This window comes from Rhodospirillaceae bacterium, assembly GCA_018662005.1.
Taxonomy (GTDB): Bacteria; Pseudomonadota; Alphaproteobacteria; order Rhodospirillales; family JABHCV01; genus JACNJU01.
In genome coordinates this window covers 1-17,786 of the sequence record JABJHA010000047.1, presented here as the reverse complement: position 1 = coordinate 17,786, position 17,786 = coordinate 1, and the positions used below count along the sequence as shown (strand labels likewise).

The 17,786-nt window shown below is 54.3% G+C and carries 15 protein-coding genes; 11 read left to right on the top strand and 4 right to left on the bottom strand.

The genetic code is table 11. The features are described from left to right. Positions 1 to 657: 657 nt before the first annotated feature. From HOL66_16480 to HOL66_16445, 8 genes are all read left to right on the top strand, one after another. The gene (locus HOL66_16480; GenBank protein MBT5245829.1) at positions 658 to 1,167 is read left to right on the top strand and encodes a response regulator; all 510 of its coding nucleotides are present in this window, start codon (positions 658 to 660) and stop codon (positions 1,165 to 1,167) included. Positions 1,168 to 1,204: 37 nt separating this feature from the next. Next, entirely contained in the window at positions 1,205 to 1,618 is a 414-nt protein-coding gene (locus tag HOL66_16475) for a response regulator (GenBank protein MBT5245828.1), read from the top strand. 306 nt (positions 1,619 to 1,924) lie between these two features. Then, positions 1,925 to 3,115 carry an ABC transporter substrate-binding protein gene (locus HOL66_16470; GenBank protein ID MBT5245827.1) on the top strand — a complete coding sequence of 397 codons (1,191 nt, stop codon included), beginning with the start codon at positions 1,925 to 1,927 and terminating at the stop codon, positions 3,113 to 3,115. Between the two features lie 21 nt (positions 3,116 to 3,136). Further along, the gene (locus tag HOL66_16465) at positions 3,137 to 4,960 is read left to right on the top strand and encodes a HAMP domain-containing protein (protein ID MBT5245826.1); all 1,824 of its coding nucleotides are present in this window, start codon (positions 3,137 to 3,139) and stop codon (positions 4,958 to 4,960) included. A 9-nt stretch (positions 4,961 to 4,969) separates the two neighbouring features. Next, on the top strand, positions 4,970 to 6,172 hold the full coding sequence (locus HOL66_16460; GenBank protein ID MBT5245825.1) for an HDOD domain-containing protein: 1,203 nt from the start codon (positions 4,970 to 4,972) through the stop codon (positions 6,170 to 6,172). Between the two features lie 11 nt (positions 6,173 to 6,183). Next, on the top strand, positions 6,184 to 7,338 hold the full coding sequence (locus HOL66_16455; protein MBT5245824.1) for a response regulator: 1,155 nt from the start codon (positions 6,184 to 6,186) through the stop codon (positions 7,336 to 7,338). Between the two features lie 58 nt (positions 7,339 to 7,396). Beyond that, on the top strand, positions 7,397 to 7,783 hold the full coding sequence (locus HOL66_16450; protein ID MBT5245823.1) for a response regulator: 387 nt from the start codon (positions 7,397 to 7,399) through the stop codon (positions 7,781 to 7,783). A gap of 137 nt (positions 7,784 to 7,920) precedes the next feature. Further along, positions 7,921 to 8,331, top strand: coding sequence for a response regulator (locus HOL66_16445; protein MBT5245822.1), 411 nt, complete (start codon positions 7,921 to 7,923; stop codon positions 8,329 to 8,331). Positions 8,332 to 8,494: 163 nt separating this feature from the next. Here HOL66_16445 and HOL66_16440 read toward each other — a convergent pair whose 3' ends face one another. From HOL66_16440 to HOL66_16430, 3 genes are read right to left on the bottom strand one after another with little or no spacing between them, the layout of a single operon-like run. Next, complete coding sequence (locus HOL66_16440; protein ID MBT5245821.1) at positions 8,495 to 10,249, bottom strand: HlyD family type I secretion periplasmic adaptor subunit; 1,755 nt, start codon at positions 10,247 to 10,249, stop codon at positions 8,495 to 8,497. A 4-nt stretch (positions 10,250 to 10,253) separates the two neighbouring features. Continuing rightward, complete coding sequence (locus HOL66_16435; protein MBT5245820.1) at positions 10,254 to 12,443, bottom strand: peptidase domain-containing ABC transporter; 2,190 nt, start codon at positions 12,441 to 12,443, stop codon at positions 10,254 to 10,256. 39 nt (positions 12,444 to 12,482) lie between these two features. Next, positions 12,483 to 13,439 carry a hypothetical protein gene (locus tag HOL66_16430; protein MBT5245819.1) on the bottom strand — a complete coding sequence of 319 codons (957 nt, stop codon included), beginning with the start codon at positions 13,437 to 13,439 and terminating at the stop codon, positions 12,483 to 12,485. A gap of 429 nt (positions 13,440 to 13,868) precedes the next feature. On the opposite strand from HOL66_16430, the gene HOL66_16425 reads away from it, so the two are divergent. Both HOL66_16425 and HOL66_16420 read left to right on the top strand, forming a co-directional pair. Further along, positions 13,869 to 14,105 carry a hypothetical protein gene (locus HOL66_16425; protein MBT5245818.1) on the top strand — a complete coding sequence of 79 codons (237 nt, stop codon included), beginning with the start codon at positions 13,869 to 13,871 and terminating at the stop codon, positions 14,103 to 14,105. A gap of 22 nt (positions 14,106 to 14,127) precedes the next feature. Next, on the top strand, positions 14,128 to 14,388 hold the full coding sequence (locus HOL66_16420; GenBank protein ID MBT5245817.1) for a hypothetical protein: 261 nt from the start codon (positions 14,128 to 14,130) through the stop codon (positions 14,386 to 14,388). Positions 14,389 to 14,409: 21 nt separating this feature from the next. Here HOL66_16420 and HOL66_16415 read toward each other — a convergent pair whose 3' ends face one another. Then, entirely contained in the window at positions 14,410 to 14,895 is a 486-nt protein-coding gene (locus tag HOL66_16415; protein ID MBT5245816.1) for a hypothetical protein, read from the bottom strand. A 590-nt stretch (positions 14,896 to 15,485) separates the two neighbouring features. Between HOL66_16415 and HOL66_16410 the strand changes: the two genes are divergently transcribed. Continuing rightward, positions 15,486 to 17,786, top strand: a 2,301-nt coding sequence (locus HOL66_16410) for a FecR domain-containing protein (GenBank protein ID MBT5245815.1), incomplete at its 3' end; no start/stop codon positions are given.

Genomic DNA, 17,786 nt, shown 5'->3' with positions numbered 1-17,786 from the left:
GGGGACCCCGGGCGCATTGCCGCCCCAGCCTGACAACGGGAATTGCCTAAACTCAACAAGAGGCATTTCGTTTGGCGAGGTCTCGGAGTGAACACCTTAAGCAAGGGGCTACGCCGGGTTCAGCCAACTTGGGCGGGGATCAAAGCGAAACGAAATGGCTTTTTCACGGGTGTCGCTGGGCAATCACCGGAGGAAGCCCATCCGGATAGGTCAGTGGCCAGGAAGGACCCGTCCCTCTTGTTTGCGGTTCCTTTCCGGTGAGAAGCGTATGCGGGAGGGCGTGCGGCGGCTTTTCGCTAGTGTCAGGGCTTTATTCTAAGTTGACGCTTTCCGTTTCAAATCATGCTAATTTCTCGTCTCAGAGGTACTAGAGAACATCCAGTTTGTTCCGCAAGTCATGCCGGATGGCACTCAGAATATTTTCATCATCGTCAACGAATAGGATGGGGATGAGAGGCATGGCCAGTTCTCGGGCAGTTCAAAGATCCAGAATTATTCATGGTTCCATCGGCTTTTGAAACCTTTTGTCACCACTTGGGGATATCGGGCGCCCAGCAAGTCGTGTCTATTGTGGCGTAGTTGAATAAACCTACTTCACTAGTGAAGGAAACGCCAATCTCCCAACACCTTCTCGGTTTGGCAGGCGACATACAGGTCATGGCTAAAATTCTAATTGTTGACGATGATGAACATCTACTCGACGCGCTGAAGCGTTGTCTTAGTAAGGCGCGGCCAAAATGGCAGCTGGAGTTTGCTGCGAACGGAACCGATGCAATGGCGAAACTCACCGAGGATAATTTTGACGTGTTGCTAACCGACATTGAGATGCAGGAAATGACAGGTGCAACGCTCCTCTTGGAATGCAGTATTGCCTCGCCAAGTACGATGCGTGTAGCCATGTCAGGACGCTTCGACAATCTCTCCACATATGCGATGACACATTGCTCGCATATGTACCTTGCGAAGCCATTTGAAATCTCTGCACTCGTCGAGATGATCGAACCCGAGTTGATGAAGCATGGCCAGAAACTACGCCGTGCTGCGATCATTTTGGAAGACACTGTTGGCCGGGAAGGCAATACGGATTTGGCCAGTACTACGCGAAGAGTGCGTCGCAGAATCTACCGAGAGCGGCTGAGAAGAATAGGAATAAGCTTGGGCGCATAAACCCAGCAGATAGGCATTATTAGAAAGGACAGAACAATTGGCTAAACTGTTGTTCATAGACGATGATCCAGAAGTTCTTGCAGGCCTCGAACGTGCATTCCGACCTTGGCGTAAGAAGCACGATTGCTGTTTCGTTTGCGGCGGAGTGGCGGGCGCGAGGAAAATAAAATGCACCCCTTTCGATGTGGCGGTGACCGATATGGCGATGCCCATAGTAAGTGGCAATGAGCTTATCGAACAGGCGCGGCAACACCGGCCCCGCATGGATTTCATCGTTTTCTCAGGTCGATGCGATCAACCCTTGATAGAAAACCTGACGCATAGGGGAATCGTCTATATCGCAAAACCAGCGTCACCCGAATTCCTGATGATGCTAATTCAGGACACATTGGATTGGCAGAACGTAAACCGCAGCAAGTTAGATTTTTTGGATGCCGTCAAGGCCACTTGACGCGTTCCCGCGGCGATGATAGACAAAATGGCGTTACAAGGCTGCTGCCCGTTCACGCCGACTTAGTTTCGCTCTATGTGTTATATGGCGCCATGATTGGGCAGTCCGTGTCCAAAGATTGTTTGGTTCTTCCGGCTAATCTTGAAGAAGATGGTTTCAAATGTAAGGTTGAATTCAGCAGCACTTACTAGACTGCCACAACTTCGAAAACCCTATTACCATTTGGGGATAGTGGAACGGTCCTCCGTGGTTGTAAGCAGAGATGTACTGTTTCTCCTCCTATTCTCAGACAAAGGAACCTCACTCTTGCTCCGCTTCATATCTGATTTGTCGCTTGGTATTTTGGCGTTTTCCTTGATTTTGGCACCGCTCGCCGCTGCAGCTTCGAATGAACCACCGCTCGTCATAGGAATCGACGCTGACATGTCTGGAGGGTCCGCACGTTCGGGGCTCGCAATCCAGCGCGGTGCGGAAATCGCAATATCGGAGATCAATACCCGAGGCGGTGTGCTTGGTCGACCGTTGGAATTGTTGACACTCGACCACCGCGGAAATCCAGAGAGAGGCGCCGAAAACATCAAGAAATTTGCCAAGACGAAAAATCTGATTGGTTTGCTAGCGGGGCTGCACACGCCCGTAGCGTTGCATGAGTTAAAGCTGGTTCATAAGCACGAACTTATTTTCCTGGTCCCCTGGGCGGCCGGAACGCAAGTTGTTGATAACGGCTTCAGTCCGAATTTCGTATTTCGGGTGTCCGTGCGGGACCAATACGCAGGAGAATTCCTGGTAAATCGGGCGCTGAAAGAAGGCCATAAACGTTTGGGGTTGCTGTTGGAGAATACCGGGTGGGGCCGATCCAACGAGAAGGCCATGAGGGCGGCTCTCGGGAGGGCCGGTTTGGTGCCGGCGGGCGTTTCTTGGTTCCATTGGGGTGCTCATAATATGCACCGCACATTAAGAGATTTAATTGACCAGAAGATCGATGCGGTCATCTTAGTCGCCAATGCCCCCGAAGGCACAAAGGTGGTTCATGCCATGTCTTCGCTTCCAAAACCAGATCGACGTCCCATCATCTCCCATTGGGGGATTGCTGGCGGTTCATTCTTTGAAACGATTCACGACGTCAGATCCAATATCGATTTGAGAGTGCTACAGACTTTTTCCTTCATCTACCCAACCTTTCCCGAGCGCGCGAAGCCCGTAATCGAGGCTTATTTGGCGCGTTATACGGACGCACAGACGGCACTGGACATATTTGCCCCCGTCGGAACCGCACATGCATACGACTTGGTCCATCTGCTAGCAGTGGCGGTAGAACAAGCGCAGAGCACAAATTCGCGCGCCGTGCGAATTGCCCTCGAAAACCTGCCGCCGCACAGAGGTTTGATAAGGGATTACACTCCTGCATTCACATCCAATAACCACGATGCCTTAACTTCGGATGACTTTAACATTTCCAGATTCGACGTAGATGGCACCATTGTGCCAATTCGATAAACGTACTGACGGGGAAATCATGTGGGAAATTCTTCGTTATCGTTACGAGCTTACGCGTTTAATGTCGTAACTCCGATTGCCGGCTTATTTTTGCTTGTTATCGCGTTGTCTGAAAATTATTTGATGGATTTAATGGCCAAGCGCTCGCTAGCCACGCAGGTTGAAGAGAACAGTCGTTTTGAGGCCAACATCTTGAATTGGCGGATCAAGGGTATTTCTGATTTCGCAGATACCTTGGCGACAAACGACCTTATCATCAACGGTTTGGTCGACATTGCAGGCCGCGGAAGCTACCTTCCGGCCTTTATCAGGTCTTTGAAACTGCCGGTCCACGGGGATGCTAAAATTTATCTCGTTAACTTCAAAGGCAATGTTGTCTTGTCCAGCTCTTCCGAAGAGGATTCGCTCGAACAGCGTTTTGAAGTCCCGATGAAGTCGGCCGTAATTCTGTCAACGTCAGCCCTAAAGGTCGTCAGTCCAATTATCCGCTGGGGGCAACCAGAAGGCGCTATCATCGTGCAATATCCGGCGACCTCCTTTAAGGACCTGTTCGCAATTGCGGGCATGGAAGAATCCCATGTCGTCACAACAACTAAGGACAACAAAGTAGTCTATAGTTCGAACCCTACGATGGAGCTGTCTCCGAACAGGACTTTCATCACCGGTTCGTCAGAGTGGGTCCAAGTAAAACGTCAACTTGATTTCTCAGGGGCCATTCTCATTTGTATGGCTCACGTTGATTCCGCATCCGAAATTTTGGGTGACGCTCGATGGATCGAAATTTTGGGGCTGCTGGCCGCACTTGTCTTTTTCATTATTCTTATCTCCCTCTCGATAAATCTTGTCGTGCGTCCATTGACCCGGGTCGCGGAACAAATAGCCGCCGTGTCAGATATAGGCAGCCTCGACAACGAGATCGATACTTCGGGACCGCATGAGATCTCGCAAATCGCAAGAACTTATAACACTATGGCCAAGAAATTGAAGGATTCGCAGTTTCAGAAAGACAAATTGGCCCAGAGCCTGCGACAAGCTCAAAAGCTTGAGGCTGTAGGCCAATTGGCTGGAGGCATTGCCCACGAAATAAACACGCCGCTTCAGTATATCGGCGACAATGTCCGTTTTGTTAAAGATGCAAGTCATGATTTAATCTCATTGATTCATCTTTACGAATCGTTGAAGCAGAAAGTTTCCAATCAAGATGGTCTGGCCGCAATGGCTTCTGAGATCGACAGCTTCAGGCATGATATCGACGATATCTACCTACAAGAAGAAGTGCCCGAAGCAATCAATCAAACCCTATCTGGTATTCAGCAGGTGGTTGAAATAGTGTCTGCCATGAAGGAATTTTCTCATCCTGGTACAAAGACCCCAACCCTCCACAACCTCAACACTACTCTAGAAAACACCATCGCTGTTTCCCGCAATGAATGGAAACATATTGCGGAAATTAGAAAGGACTTTGATCAGAACCTTCCAGCAGTGATGTGTAACATCGCCGAGATGAACCAGGTTTTTTTGAATGTTTTGGTCAATGCGGCGCACGCTATTGGCTCGGTCAAAGACCGCTCCGGACTCGGAACAATCACTGTTTCAACTGGGGTCGAAGACAAATTTGCCATAGTGCGTATTCAGGATACAGGAACGGGAATCCCCGAGGGTGTCCAGGACCAAGTTTTCAATCCTTTTTTTACGACCAAAGAGGTGGGAGTTGGAACAGGACAAGGCCTTGCGATCGCCTATGACATTGTTGTGCAAAAACATAGAGGCTTATTGACGTTTGAGACGGTTCAGGGCGAGGGCACAACTTTCATCATACGATTACCGGTTGGATCGCCTGATTGAGATGATGGAATGAAGCCTCGGATCCTATTTGTCGATGACGAACCGAGAATTCTTTCCGGTGTTCGACGAGCGCTGCGATCGTATCGTAACAATTGGCAACTGGTCTTCGCTAGCTCGGGTAGGGAAGCGATCAAGCTTATCGCAGATAAGCCCTGCAACATTGTAATTTCCGAGATGAGAATGCCGGAAATGGATGGTGCGACGCTTCTTGAGTGGGTTCAAGAGTACCACCCTAATACCATTCGGATTATTCTGTCGGGCTTTTCAGACGAAGCGGCGATCATGAGAACAGTCGGCGTCGCCCACCAGTTTCTGGCGAAACCCATCAATGCCAAGAGACTTGTCGATACCATTCTTGAAGGGGTTGAACTGGGCGAACTCATGGGCAGTTCGGAGCTGCAAGCTTTATTCGCCGGAATAGAACATCTGCCTGCGATTCCCGATCGGGTTAACCGTTTGATTCAAGTCCTGGACGACGCCAAAGCCAACACGGCGGATATTGCGGAGATCCTGGCAGGTGACATCGCGTTGACCGCCCAAACTCTGAAATTGACGAATTCAGCATATTTCGGCTTGCCCCAAAACGTCGATAATTTGAAATCTGCGACATCACTACTGGGAACCAATTTACTGAAAACACTCGTTATGGCAGCATCGTTTTACCGCATGTTTTCTGGTGATAAATCTCACACCCCAAGATTCGAACGATTGACCAGACGATCGATTGATATTAGCCGTCTGGCTCGGGCGATCGCCGAGATCGAGAATCTTGCAAATTCGGATATCAATATCGCGGGGACGGCGGGAGTATTGGCACATGTCGGAAGTCTTGTGTTTCAATCCGCTTGTCCACAATCTTTTGCAGAAGTCGAAAGATTAATCGATTGTGAAAACATGAGCATCATTGATGCAGAGCGCCAGGTGTTTGGGGCCGCGCATCCGGAAGCCGGTGCTTATCTGCTTGGCCTTTGGGGTTTTCAAACTAAAGTTGTCCGGGCGGTCGCCTGCCATCATGAGCCGAAGGACTTCGTTGGTGACCATATTGATGTATTGGTTTGCGTCCACGCCGCGCAGCAATTGGTGAGGACCGTTAAGGAGGGAAGCAATTTATTGGCGGCTGAAAGCGAAATACAGGCGACTTTGCCCCAATTTGGAGACCGCGCAGGAACTTGGATAAGACTTGCACAAAACGTCATCGAACGTTCAGCCTAGGGAAGGATAAAATGAGCGGAAAAGTTCTTTTTGTCGACGATGATCCAGTCTTGTTGAAGGGTTTGAGCCGACAATTCAGAAAGCGATTCGATCTTCTGATCGCATCCGGCGGCGAGGAGGCTTTGAGGTTTCTCAGTAACCGTGAAGTGATTGCTGTGGCCGTAGTCGATATGAGAATGCCCGGAATAGACGGCCTAGAGTTACTTCGTCTTATGCGAGAGATGTCGCCGAACACCATCCGTATTATGCTCACTGGCAATGCAGATCAGCAAACCGCGATAGATGCGATAAACCAGGGCAGCATATTTAGGTTTTATTCTAAGCCTTGTCAGCATCAACAGTTGGGCGATGGGATCGATGCCGCATTGCGTCAGTATGAACTGGAAAAAAGCGAACATGAGCTGTTGGAGAAAACCCTGGCTGGCAGCGTCAAGGTGTTGGTTGACGTCCTGTCCATTTCCGATCCGATCAGCTTTGGGCACACGGAGCGGGTTCGGAACTGGGCAGAGACCGTTGCGAATAAACTAGAAATTAGACAGAGCTGGAAACTGAAGATGGCGGCTACGCTTGCGCAGTTGGGCAATATAGCTATTCCACCCGCTATCATGGATAAACTTACCAATGATGAGGAACTGTCGGCGATCGAACAGGAGATTGTGGATGCCAGTCCTGCTATTGCCCGCGATTTGATCAGCAATATTCCTCGACTTGCTCCAGTCGCCGAGATTGTGGCTCTCCAAAAACGCGGGTTTGACGGGACCGGATTTCCGGAAGACGGCCCGGTAGGCGCGGAACTACCTCTGGAGGCTCGGATATTGAGGATCCTAGTTGATTTGGATCGGCATACCCGCTCAACTGTATCCATTGCCACCGCGTTCGAGCTATTAAAATCTTCGGCGGCCGCGTACGACCTCGTCTTGCTTAACAACATTCGCGAGGTTCTGATCTCGGAGGTCTCACCACAAGACGCGTGCCTGGCGAAGGATATGAACTTGCCTGTGAGCCTATTACGCCCTGGTGACATCCTTTTGACAGACCTCAAAATGATCAACGGTCGTCTAATTCTCAGCGCAGACAACGCCATAACAACAGCACACCTCCACAAACTGCGGGCAATGGAGAAAATGGAAAAGTTCGAAGAACCAGTGCGGATCCTGCGTACGTAGCATTACGCACCCGGAGATCCAGTGGGTTCCGTATAGGAGCGCTCGGGAGCATGATTAGATGAAAAACGAAATGATGCCTAAGGTTCTTGTCGTTGACGACGACCCAAATGTTCGCCATTCGCTAAAACGCGATCTACAGCGAAAAGGTTACAAGGTAGTTTGTGCTAAGGACGGACATGAGGCCTTGAAACGCCTAGAGTTTAATCGTCCGGACATCATTTTAACGGATGTTTTTATGCCTGAGATGGACGGCCTTGAGCTCATTATCAAGATCAAGAAACAGGCTCCTGACACACCCGTGATCGCAATGTCCGGTGGTGGGGCACATACTAATAACCTCGCTTGCATGTTAAGCACCTCAGAGGTCCTCGGCGCCGCCGCTATTCTTCACAAGCCCTTTAGTCAGGAACGACTTAATTCGGTTTTATCGGGTTTATTGATCTGACTATGAACGGAGTTTGAATGCGGCTAGAGCATTGCCGTATTCTCGATAGATATGAAAATCTCGAGTCAATGAGGCAGTGCCAAGATTCTCCAAAAAGGGACGACACAGATACACAAATAAGGAGTTCAAAAGCTGATATGCGACTACCACTGATGCCTAAAACCTACGTGCTCATCATTGACGACGATAAGGAGCTTCTCGCTGGCTTGCGTCGGAATTTACGGCGCGCCAAGGTTGGCTGGGTTTTCTATTTCGCGGATAACGTTGCCGAAGCTATGGAGCTTGCCCAAACGCAAAAGGTCGACGTAGTGCTTTCGGACATGCGAATGCCGGACATGCATGGGGCGGAGTTGTTGGCGCACTTTGCCGCTCGATATCCCGATACGCTTCGAGTGGCTTTCTCTGAGCAATACGACCCCTTGATGACATCAATTCTGACACCCTGCCCACATCATTATGTAAGCAAGCCGTTTTGCGTTGATTGGCTCATTCAGGTTGTATCCGACTGGCTGGTCAAACATCGGCAGCAATTGTCCACAGTTGGCTGATCTTTGGCGAAGAGCAGGTCAGGAAAATTGATCCGGCGTTGACATTTCCGCCGAAGCCTTTGCCAAGGCGAACGGCGGACCATGAAATGAGTTCGAATCAATATCTCATTATATATGCGGAAAATTGATTAACCAACTGTATATACTAAGCTTTTTCGGAGGATCAATCGGGCTCGCTGAAGGCCGATGAAAAGCCCTTCAAAATGGGGTTGGCCAGATAGGTGATAATTCGCTTTTCCCCGACCTTCATGTCGGCGCTGGCCAACATGCCGGGGGTGAGGCTGAATTTCGGCGGAAGGGAGGCCAGTTGCTGGGTCGGAATGTCTACCAGCCCCCGGTAGAAGGCCCCTTTGTCGCCCGACAAGGACTCGGTGTAGGTATCCTCGGAAATGTAGACCAGTTTCCCTTTCAGGTCGCCATACTGCTGGAAAGGCAGGGCGTCCAGCTTCACCGAAACGGGAATGTTCAGCTTGACGTCGCTGATGTTCTTCGGGTCCACGTCGACTTCCAAAGTGAGGGGCTGGTTGACCAGAACCAGGGTCACCAGACGGTCGCCTTCCTTGACGATAGAGCCCTCGGAAACCGTCGGAACATCGAGAACGGTCCCCTTGGCGGGGGAACGGACCTCGACGTTCTTGACGTTCTGGTCCAACTTTAGACCCTGCTGTTTGAGCTGAGTCATGGCCTCTTCCTCGCCGGCCAGGTTTTCGCTCAGTCCGCTGGACCATTTGGCGACGAACTCGTTTCGGTCGGCAAGCAGGCTGCCGCGATCGGCTTTCTTCGCCGTCAGGGCGGCGATTTTGCCATCAACAGCATTGATTGAGTCGAAGTGGGAGCGCCGCGAGGCCAGGGTGGCATCACGGGCTTGCAGGTAATTCAACAGGGATCCGTGTTTGCTGTCATAAAGCTTCTTACGTGCGGCTTCGATCTGTTCCTTCAGGCGAAACTGTTCTTGGGTGATGTTGACCGTTTCCTGGGCAGAGGAGACCTCTGTCTCCGCCGACGAGATTTCCTTGTTGATCTTGCGAATCTTGGAGGCGAATGAATTGATTTTCGAGCGGTATTGTTCTAGCCGCTTGGTAAGGATGTCCAGGTTGAGAGAGCCCAGACCGTGCCCTACGGGGATTTTCTCTCCGCTCTTGATCAACAGTTGTTCCAGTTTCAGTCGTTTCAGCCGTCCCATGACGGCGGACAGTCTCTCTGTGTTTCCCTTTAGGTCGGCCTTGGCCGCCGTGCTGTCGAGCAGGACCACCAGTTGCCCCTTTTCGATGACGTCACCGCGCTTGACCAGAAGTCTTCGGACGACGGCGCTGGAAGTGGACTGAACCTCCACGTTGGGCATTTTGGTGGTGAACTTGCCCCGTGCGGAAACGGTGGTGTCGACTACAGCCTGATAGGAAAAGCCAAAGGCCATTAGGAACATCAGCAGCAACGTGGCGCCGGTATAGATTAGCGGCCTGGAAGGGGGAGTGTCGTAGATGGCGTCCGTATCATCGACGTCCTGTGGCTGTTGGTTGTCGTCGATGGCGATGCCGGTTCCGGCGCCAACGCCTTCTTCGGTCTTGCCGGCGAGAGACGCCGCTTTATTGGCCTTGCGGATTTCCGTCGACAGGTTCTTCATGATGTTCATGGCCGCCGTCGGATTTTGCTGGATGTAGGCGAGGAAGTCGGACTGGGTGACTTCGGTAATCTTGCTATCATCCCCGGCGCGGGCTCCGGCGCTTCTGGGTTCGCCGTCAATCAGCGCCATTTCCCCAAACAGGGTGTTGGGGTTTTCCAGAACGGCGAGTACCACGTCTCCGTCGATTCCGATCTTAATGATCTCGACGCTGCCACTGTTGAGGACATAGGCGTAGTCGGCGCTCTCTCCCTCTCGGAAGATGAATTCGCCTTTCGGGTAGAACTTCTCTCCGGCCATGGTTCTAACTCTCGGCCCTGGCGTCGGAACCGTCGATCCGTTTTTCCAACCGCCACAGGTCCGAATAAAGAGCACAGTTGGAGACAAGTTCGTGGTGTTTCCCCTGCCCGACCACCTTTCCCTGATCGAGGACTATGATCCAATCATAATCAGGAACGAAGCGCATGTCGTGGGTGGTAGAAATCAGGGTGCGTCCGTTGGAGATCTTGTTCAGGTTGGTCTTGAGATGCACCAAGGCGCGTTTGTCCAGACTGTTGAAGGTCTCATCTAGCAACAACAGGTTCGGTGAACTGGCCATGGCGCGGGCCAGAGCGACCATTATTTTGTGGGCCTGGGACAGATTGCTGGCGGTCTGGTCCACTTGAGTGCTGAGCCCCTCCGGGAGGTTGTCGGACAACAGACCGAGCCCGGAAACTTCAATCACCTCTTCTAGTTCCCTGGCGCTGATGTTGGGGCGGACACGGCGGATGTTCTCATCCAGGGGGCCGGCGAAGAAGCTCGGCTGAAGATCGACCAGGGCCACTTGGCTGCGATAGAAGCTGAGGTCCAGACTGCTCAGGTTGGCGCCGTCTACCTCTATGATGCCCTCACTGGGTTTCAGCAATCCCTGCAGCAGGCGCAGCAAGGTCGATTTACCGCTGGCGGATGGCCCGACGATGACGACCTTGCTACGGGCCGGGATATCCAGGTTGATTTTGTCGAGGACTGCGTGATCATCGAAGCGCACGGTGACGTCGCGAATCTTGAACCCGCCATGGATCACCTGCTGGCTGCCACTGCCGGTGCGTTCCGGGTTGGCGTTCCAGATGGAGCCGATTTGCGCCATGGCGCCGCCGATGATGTGGGTGTCGGCGAAGAAGGTGATTAGGCCCTTGATGGGTGCGACGACCTTGGCCCCCAGCATGTTGCAGGAAATGATGGCACCGGCGGAAAGGCTGCCCGCAAAGACGAGGTTGATGCCGGTGAACACAATCGCCACGGTCATCAGGCTCATCAGGGTCGCGTTAATGCTGCCGGTCAGGTTGGTCAGCTTTGACATTTCCGTATTGCTGCGAATGCTGGCGGCGGCGGCGGAGCGCCACTCACGGCGCTGAATGGGTTCCTGGGAAAGGGATTTCACCGCGTCGATGCCGCCGATGGTTTCCCTGAGGGCCCGGATACGGGACATGTTGGCCTCGCCGATGGCGCTGCGCAGCTTTCTCTGGCGGATTTTCGACGCTAGGTCGATAAAGCCCTGCATGAAGGAAAACAGCACAACGACGAGGGCTAGGATGGGGCTATAGCCGAACAGGATGGGTACGAAGACGAGGATGCCGGTGGCATCATAGAGGTTGGTCAGCACTTGCCGCGCCAGGAACATACGAACAGCGACCACAGACTGCACCTTGCCTTCCATTTCCGCCGGGCTGGTGGTGTGGAAGGTCTGCGCCGGCAGGTTGAGCATTTTGTCGAAGACGTCGCCGGTCAGGCGGGCCTCAATGGTAGTGCAGATATGGTTGATGACATAATCCCGGCCATAGGTCAGCAGGCCGTTGAAGATCAGCGCCAGGGTCACCGCAGCGGTGAGGACGTAAAGCGTCGCCGTCGCCTCGTAGCCGAGGACCTTGTCCAGGGATATCTGGATATAGATGATGGGGGCGATGCCTAGGGCATGCAACAGCAGGGAAATGATGAAGGTCAGGGCCATGACCCCCTTGAACCGGTACAGTTCCGGCAGGAACCACTGCCAGTCGAAGGCACGGTCCGTGGACGGGTTGCCGGAACTGCGGGAAACCAGAACGATTTGCCCGGCCCAGTCCCGGGAAAACTCGGCTGCGACTATCCGCTTCGGCTGCGCCGTCGGGTTCATGGGGTCGATGGCGATGAGTTTGGTCTTGTCCGCCCCCTCCCGGCTGTCGACCCCGGCGAGGATGAAGGACCGCCCGTCCTTCATGATGGCGACACAGGGGTAGATATAGCTCTTCGAGACAAGTTCCTTGACGCTCAGCTTACGCGGCCTGACCAAAATGTCCTGCTTGAAGAAGTAATCGGCGAATTCCTTGGCGTTCGACAGGGTGCCGCTGCTGATGGCGTTTTCGATAGCGTCGACATTGATACGGACGCCGAATTGGCGGGCGATAAAGGCGACGCCGGTAGCTGAGGATCGTAAAGCCCTGGAAGTCATTATAGCCTGATCTGCTGATAGCAAAAACATTGGGAACTCCTAGGAGTTCCCAATGTTCAAGCCTGGATTTTAGGCCATGCCGGCGGTCGGATCATCATCCGGGGCAGGCTCATCCGGCATATCCGCAGGTAGGCCCGTATCGGCCACGGGGGCCGGGTCGGGGGGGCTGCCGGGGGCCGGTCCACCCTGGTCCATGGCACCGTCCATGGCCGCGCCAATGGCCGCATCCGCGGCCGCGCCGGGATCTGTGGGGGGCGGACCAGCCGGCGGCGCGCCGCCCAAGGCTCCGCCCAAGGCATCGGCCGCGCTAGCCATGGCGCCGGCGTCGATCGGAGCAGGGCCGCCAGGCATATGTCCGTCACCCATCATGGTGCCGTCAGGATCAGGGGGAGCCATGGGACCGGGCTCACCGTCCATTGGCGCGTCACCCATCATGGTGCCGTCAGGATCAGGGGGAGCCATGGGACCGGGCTCACCGTCCATTGGTGCGTCACCCGGCGGCGGCATGAAGTCACCGTCCGGATAGGTGCCGGGATCACCGGGGACGAAGCCATCGGGCATGGGCGGTCCAAAGGCCTCTCCCATCTCGTGCGGACCACAGCCGCAGTCGTCCATGGTGTCGGCCATCATGTCGAACATGTCGGCCATTTCCGGCGGCACGTCCATGGCCGGAGGCATCATCATGTTGGCGGCGTCCTGAAAACAGGCGGCCATGTCGGCGGGGCCGGCGTCCTGGGGCATGCCCATCAGGGCCGGGCCGGCAACTTCGGCGAAGGCGTCAGCGGCGGCTTCGAACATGTCCGGGCTCATGCCGGGAATATCGGCGTTGGCGCAATGATCGGTCATGGTGGACATAAAGACGTCACCGGCGGCGGCCATGTCGCCGCCATCGCTCATGGCATTGGCGAAGGCCTGCATGCCGTCCTCCATGGCGTCCATAAAACTGGCGCCACCGTCGGTCATGAGAGCATCAACGAATTCTCCAGGAGCCTGCGGCGGGTCCTTTGGAAACATATAATCAGCCATAGTGTGTGGGTCCCTTTCTAGTAACAGTTTTCATCCGTGCCGCGTCTTGCGGCGCGCTTACGTTTGGAGATGAACGCACGACGTCAGCGCTCATTCCTCTTTCCATCTTGCATTCATCCAAAGTAATGGATCACATGCTCTCTAGTGCCAGATATCCCCATTTGGGGAATGTTTTTTATTTAATGAGATCGCGGAAAATGAATTGGCTGATGAACCTTGTCGACCCCGGAGGGCCCCATCGCTGGGTCCTCCAACCTTACCATCTGTCAACACGGACCCATTCAAGCTTGAGTTCTTCGCCTAACATTGATGCCAGAGCTCTAAACTTGAATTCTCCCGTTTCCCACTGAACATGTGATTATTTGCAGCGGCAAGACGTCTTAGCAGTCCCCATTTGGGGACATCTTGTGTCTGTAAAGCCCCCTACCTATGTACCACCCTGTAGTACGGTTTCATGAGGTTGGCGCGGACGGTCGCGCCCGTTTCGCCATATCCAGCGTCCGCCCTATCGTCCGCAACACCATTAACCGTCCGCAAGGTGGCGTCGCCGAGAACATTGGTTTCGTTGCCATTCGGCGGCGTCGCAGACGATGCAGACGGAGCGGACGGTTGTGCCCAGCCATAATCCGGGCTGGCGATCCGACGGGTTTGCGCGGGGTTCGTTGAACTGTGCCGTCGCGCAGGTCTGTTGGCGGACGCCAGCGTCGCCATCGATGGCTCCAAGTTCAAGGCAGTGAATAACCGCGACAACAATTTCACCCGCGCCAAGATTCAGCGCCGCCTGAGCCAAATCGAAGAGAGCATCGCGTGCTACCTGCATCAGATGGACAGCGCTGACCGACAGGAACCATCACCCGCCATCGACAGCAAGGTCGAGCTCCTGAGCGAGAAGATCGCCAAGTTGAACCTCCATATCCAAGGTTCAGAATGCGACGAAATCCCTGATTAAACCTGGACCTCTATTTGGGGGTCACCTCAAACTCTTTTCCTTGGGCGGCAAAATCAAAGCATGGATGAGTGCAATTGGGTAAAGGAGAAAACTGTAGATACCCCATCCATACACTTGAGAGGACAAGGCAAATTCTCCTTTTGGGACCGCTATATGCCCCTTGCACTTAACAATGACAAAAGGCGCGAGATACACTACCAACAAGAAATGCAAAGAAAATGCTATTAGGATCACAATACCAATCAATGGCACGTAGCTGTTCTGCACTACATAATCACCATTTACTTCGATATTCCCAAAAAGGCCTCCATAAATAGATGCAATAGCTGAGAATAGCATTTTCGCCGCAAATATTAACGCTCCGCTTACTACAAATAGAAAGTAGTAAGGCTTAATTTCAGTGTTATTCAGATTGTAGATGTAATTATCCAAGTAATTTAGCGTAAACCCCTCTTTGTCTTCATCATAGAAGAGTTCCAATATTAAGTCCCAAAAATCACTTTTCACGCTGATGCCTCAGATAACTATCTAAACTTGAATTCTCCCGTTTCCCACTGAACATGTGATTATTTGCAGCGGCAAGACGTCTTAGCAGTCCCCATTTGGGGACACCAATGTACTTATCAGATGTGGTCCGCGTGTCAGCGACGCGCTGAGAACTATCTCGCGTAACGTAACAATAAACTTTTCTCTTTGGGTGTTTCTTTGAGGGATTAGGAATGACCTCAAGGATGAAGCGTTCGTGTCCTGCCCCAGCGATGCCGAGATACGGCACAGACCTTCATCAATACCTTTGGGCCACGGAGCCTGTCTCTGACCGGGGCTCGGGCTCATCTCGATTGTTTTGCATCGGTTTTCCAAGCGGTTCTTCGTTGGCATTAGCTGAACCCGTGGGTCCCCAAATGGGGATATTAAGTCCTTGAGAGCACGTGCTTTCCTGCCTTTTTAGAACGAAAGCTAAGTGAAAGAGGTCATAGGCAGTGGTGCGTGAGATCGTATTTCCGCCCCCGGAAAACTCTGGGAGCGCTACAGCACCCATGGTGGTTGTCGCGGCAGCTGCGGCTCCCACCGTTAAGATTGACGGTGGGAGTTGGCTCATGCATGCCGACTTCTTCCGCTCAGGTCCGGACCTGCTGATCATCGGCGAGAACGGCGAGCAAGTGCTGGTGCGCGGTTATTTCACCCTCGCCAATCCGCCCGCGCTGGTCAGCGAGGGGGGCCTCAGCCTTTCCGGCAAGATAGTTGGCCACCTTGCCGGCCCCGTCGCTCCAGGACAGTACGCCCAGACCGGAGACGGAGGCTTGACCGATCCCATCGGTCAGATCACCACCCTTACAGGCGTCGTTGAAATCGTACGCGTCGACGGTGTCCGGGAGACCGTGACCGAGGGCGGGTCGGTTTATCAGGGCGATGTGGTGATTACAGGCGAAGACGGCGCCATCGAAATTGAATTCGCCGACCAATCCATGTTCAGCCTCGGCGGCGACGGCCGAATGGTCCTCGACGAGATGATCTACGACCCGGCCGAGCAGAAAGGTTCCATGGGCCTAGGCGTGGTCTCCGGGACCTTCTCGTTTATTAGCGGCCAGATCGCCAAGACCTCGCCCGACGCGATGACCCTGGAAACCCCGGTGGCGACCATCGGCATCCGCGGCACCACCATCGCTGGGTCCGTCGGTGGCGAAGGGACGGAAAACTCCATCTCCCTGCTTGCCGATGCCGACGGCCATGTGGGTGAGGCGGTTATCAGCAACGCCGCCGGCACGGTTGTCATCAGTCAGGCCGGCGCCACTGTGACTATGACCAGCTTAAATCAGGCGCCGCCGCCGCCGGTGATCAGAAGCCCCGAGGAAATCGCCAACACCTACGGCAATGTGGTCACCAACCTGCCGTCACCTCCGGCAGAGGACAATGAGCCCACCCCGACGGAGGATGATCTCTTCCCCCAAGAGGTCCAGCAACTCAACGAAATGATGCAGGACCTGTCCGAGGCCATCAAGAAGCGAGTGGAGCAGCAGTACAGGCATGCTCAACAGGAGATGGAAGCGCATAAGGTCATCCAGCATCTGCTCCGTGAGCCCCACATCACCGAGGAGTTCATCGGGAATATCAGGCAAGAGATCGTCGCACAGGTCAATCCGGGCCTGTCGCTCGCCGTCAGCGCCTTCAGCGACACGGTCTCCACCATTACAGTCGCGAGTTCTGTGGCAGCGGCGGCGGAAGCCGAGGCGGCCACTCAATCCGCCGCCATTCAGGCCTCCGCAACAAGCAGTCTCGGCGCATCGGATACGGGCCTGACCATCACCCAGGCCACGGCCGTCGCCAACGTCATCATTTCCCCTCTAAACGCGCTCAACGCCGCCGCCGCCATTTCCGCCGCCGCTTCGGTCATGGCCAAGGTCAATCAGGCCGCCGCCCTGCTCGCATCGACCGGCGAGGTCATTCCGGAGAACCTGATCACAGCTCTCGACATGGGGGCCCATTTAACCAACGCGGCGAACAATGTCCGCACCATCATCGACGCGGCCATCGCCGCTGCGCCACAGATTATCGCCGATTCCGTTACCGCGGCCAAGGCCGAGGGCTACAACAGCGCTCTTTCCACGGCGGCGTCGGCCACGGGCGGCCACATCAACAGCAAACTCGCCGCTGGCACGTCCGGGCTCACCTATTCCAGTCTCGGCATCATCTTCAATGAAGTGAAAAGTGCAACGGCGGAGCTGAAAAGCCTGTTGAGCCAGGATACGACGCCGGGGGCCTTCAAAAACGCCGTTTCGAAGACTTTCGAGGCGGCGGAACAGGCGATCACCTCTGCTGAAGAATCGTCTATCGCCGCCCACGAAACCATCAACGCAACCGACCCGGCCGTTGTCGTTGCTAAGGCCGAGACGGCGACCGCCAAGGCCAACCTGACCCAGACCCACCTGAAGAGCGCCAGCGAGGCGTTGACGGCCTATCAGCTGACTGCGCCCGTCGACGCTTCCGCCTTCGAGACCCTGAAGGCCCTGTCGGAAAAGGTCACAAATTCGGAAAAGGCCTCTGTGCAGGCGGCGCAGAGTATTGGTTCGGCGCAACAGTTCCGCGAGGCCGCCAACGACTATCGCGACGGTGACGCCGCCCGCGCCGTTGCTGCGGCCCAGGCCGCCCGTGACGCGGCGGCGGCCACGGCGGCGACGGAAATGGGGCAGGTCGATACAGCCGCCGATGCCGTTCTCGCCGCCCGTTCCGTACTGGTCAACAGACTGGTGGACCAGGCGGTCGCCGTGGCTAAGCACAAGGCGCTTGTAGAATCCGGCAGCGAATTAACGGTACTGGTCGACAAGGCGGCGAGCAGCGTCGCCGCCGCCCAGGCCGACTACGACGCGGCGGTGGCGAAAAAAGCGGCCAATGCGGATAAT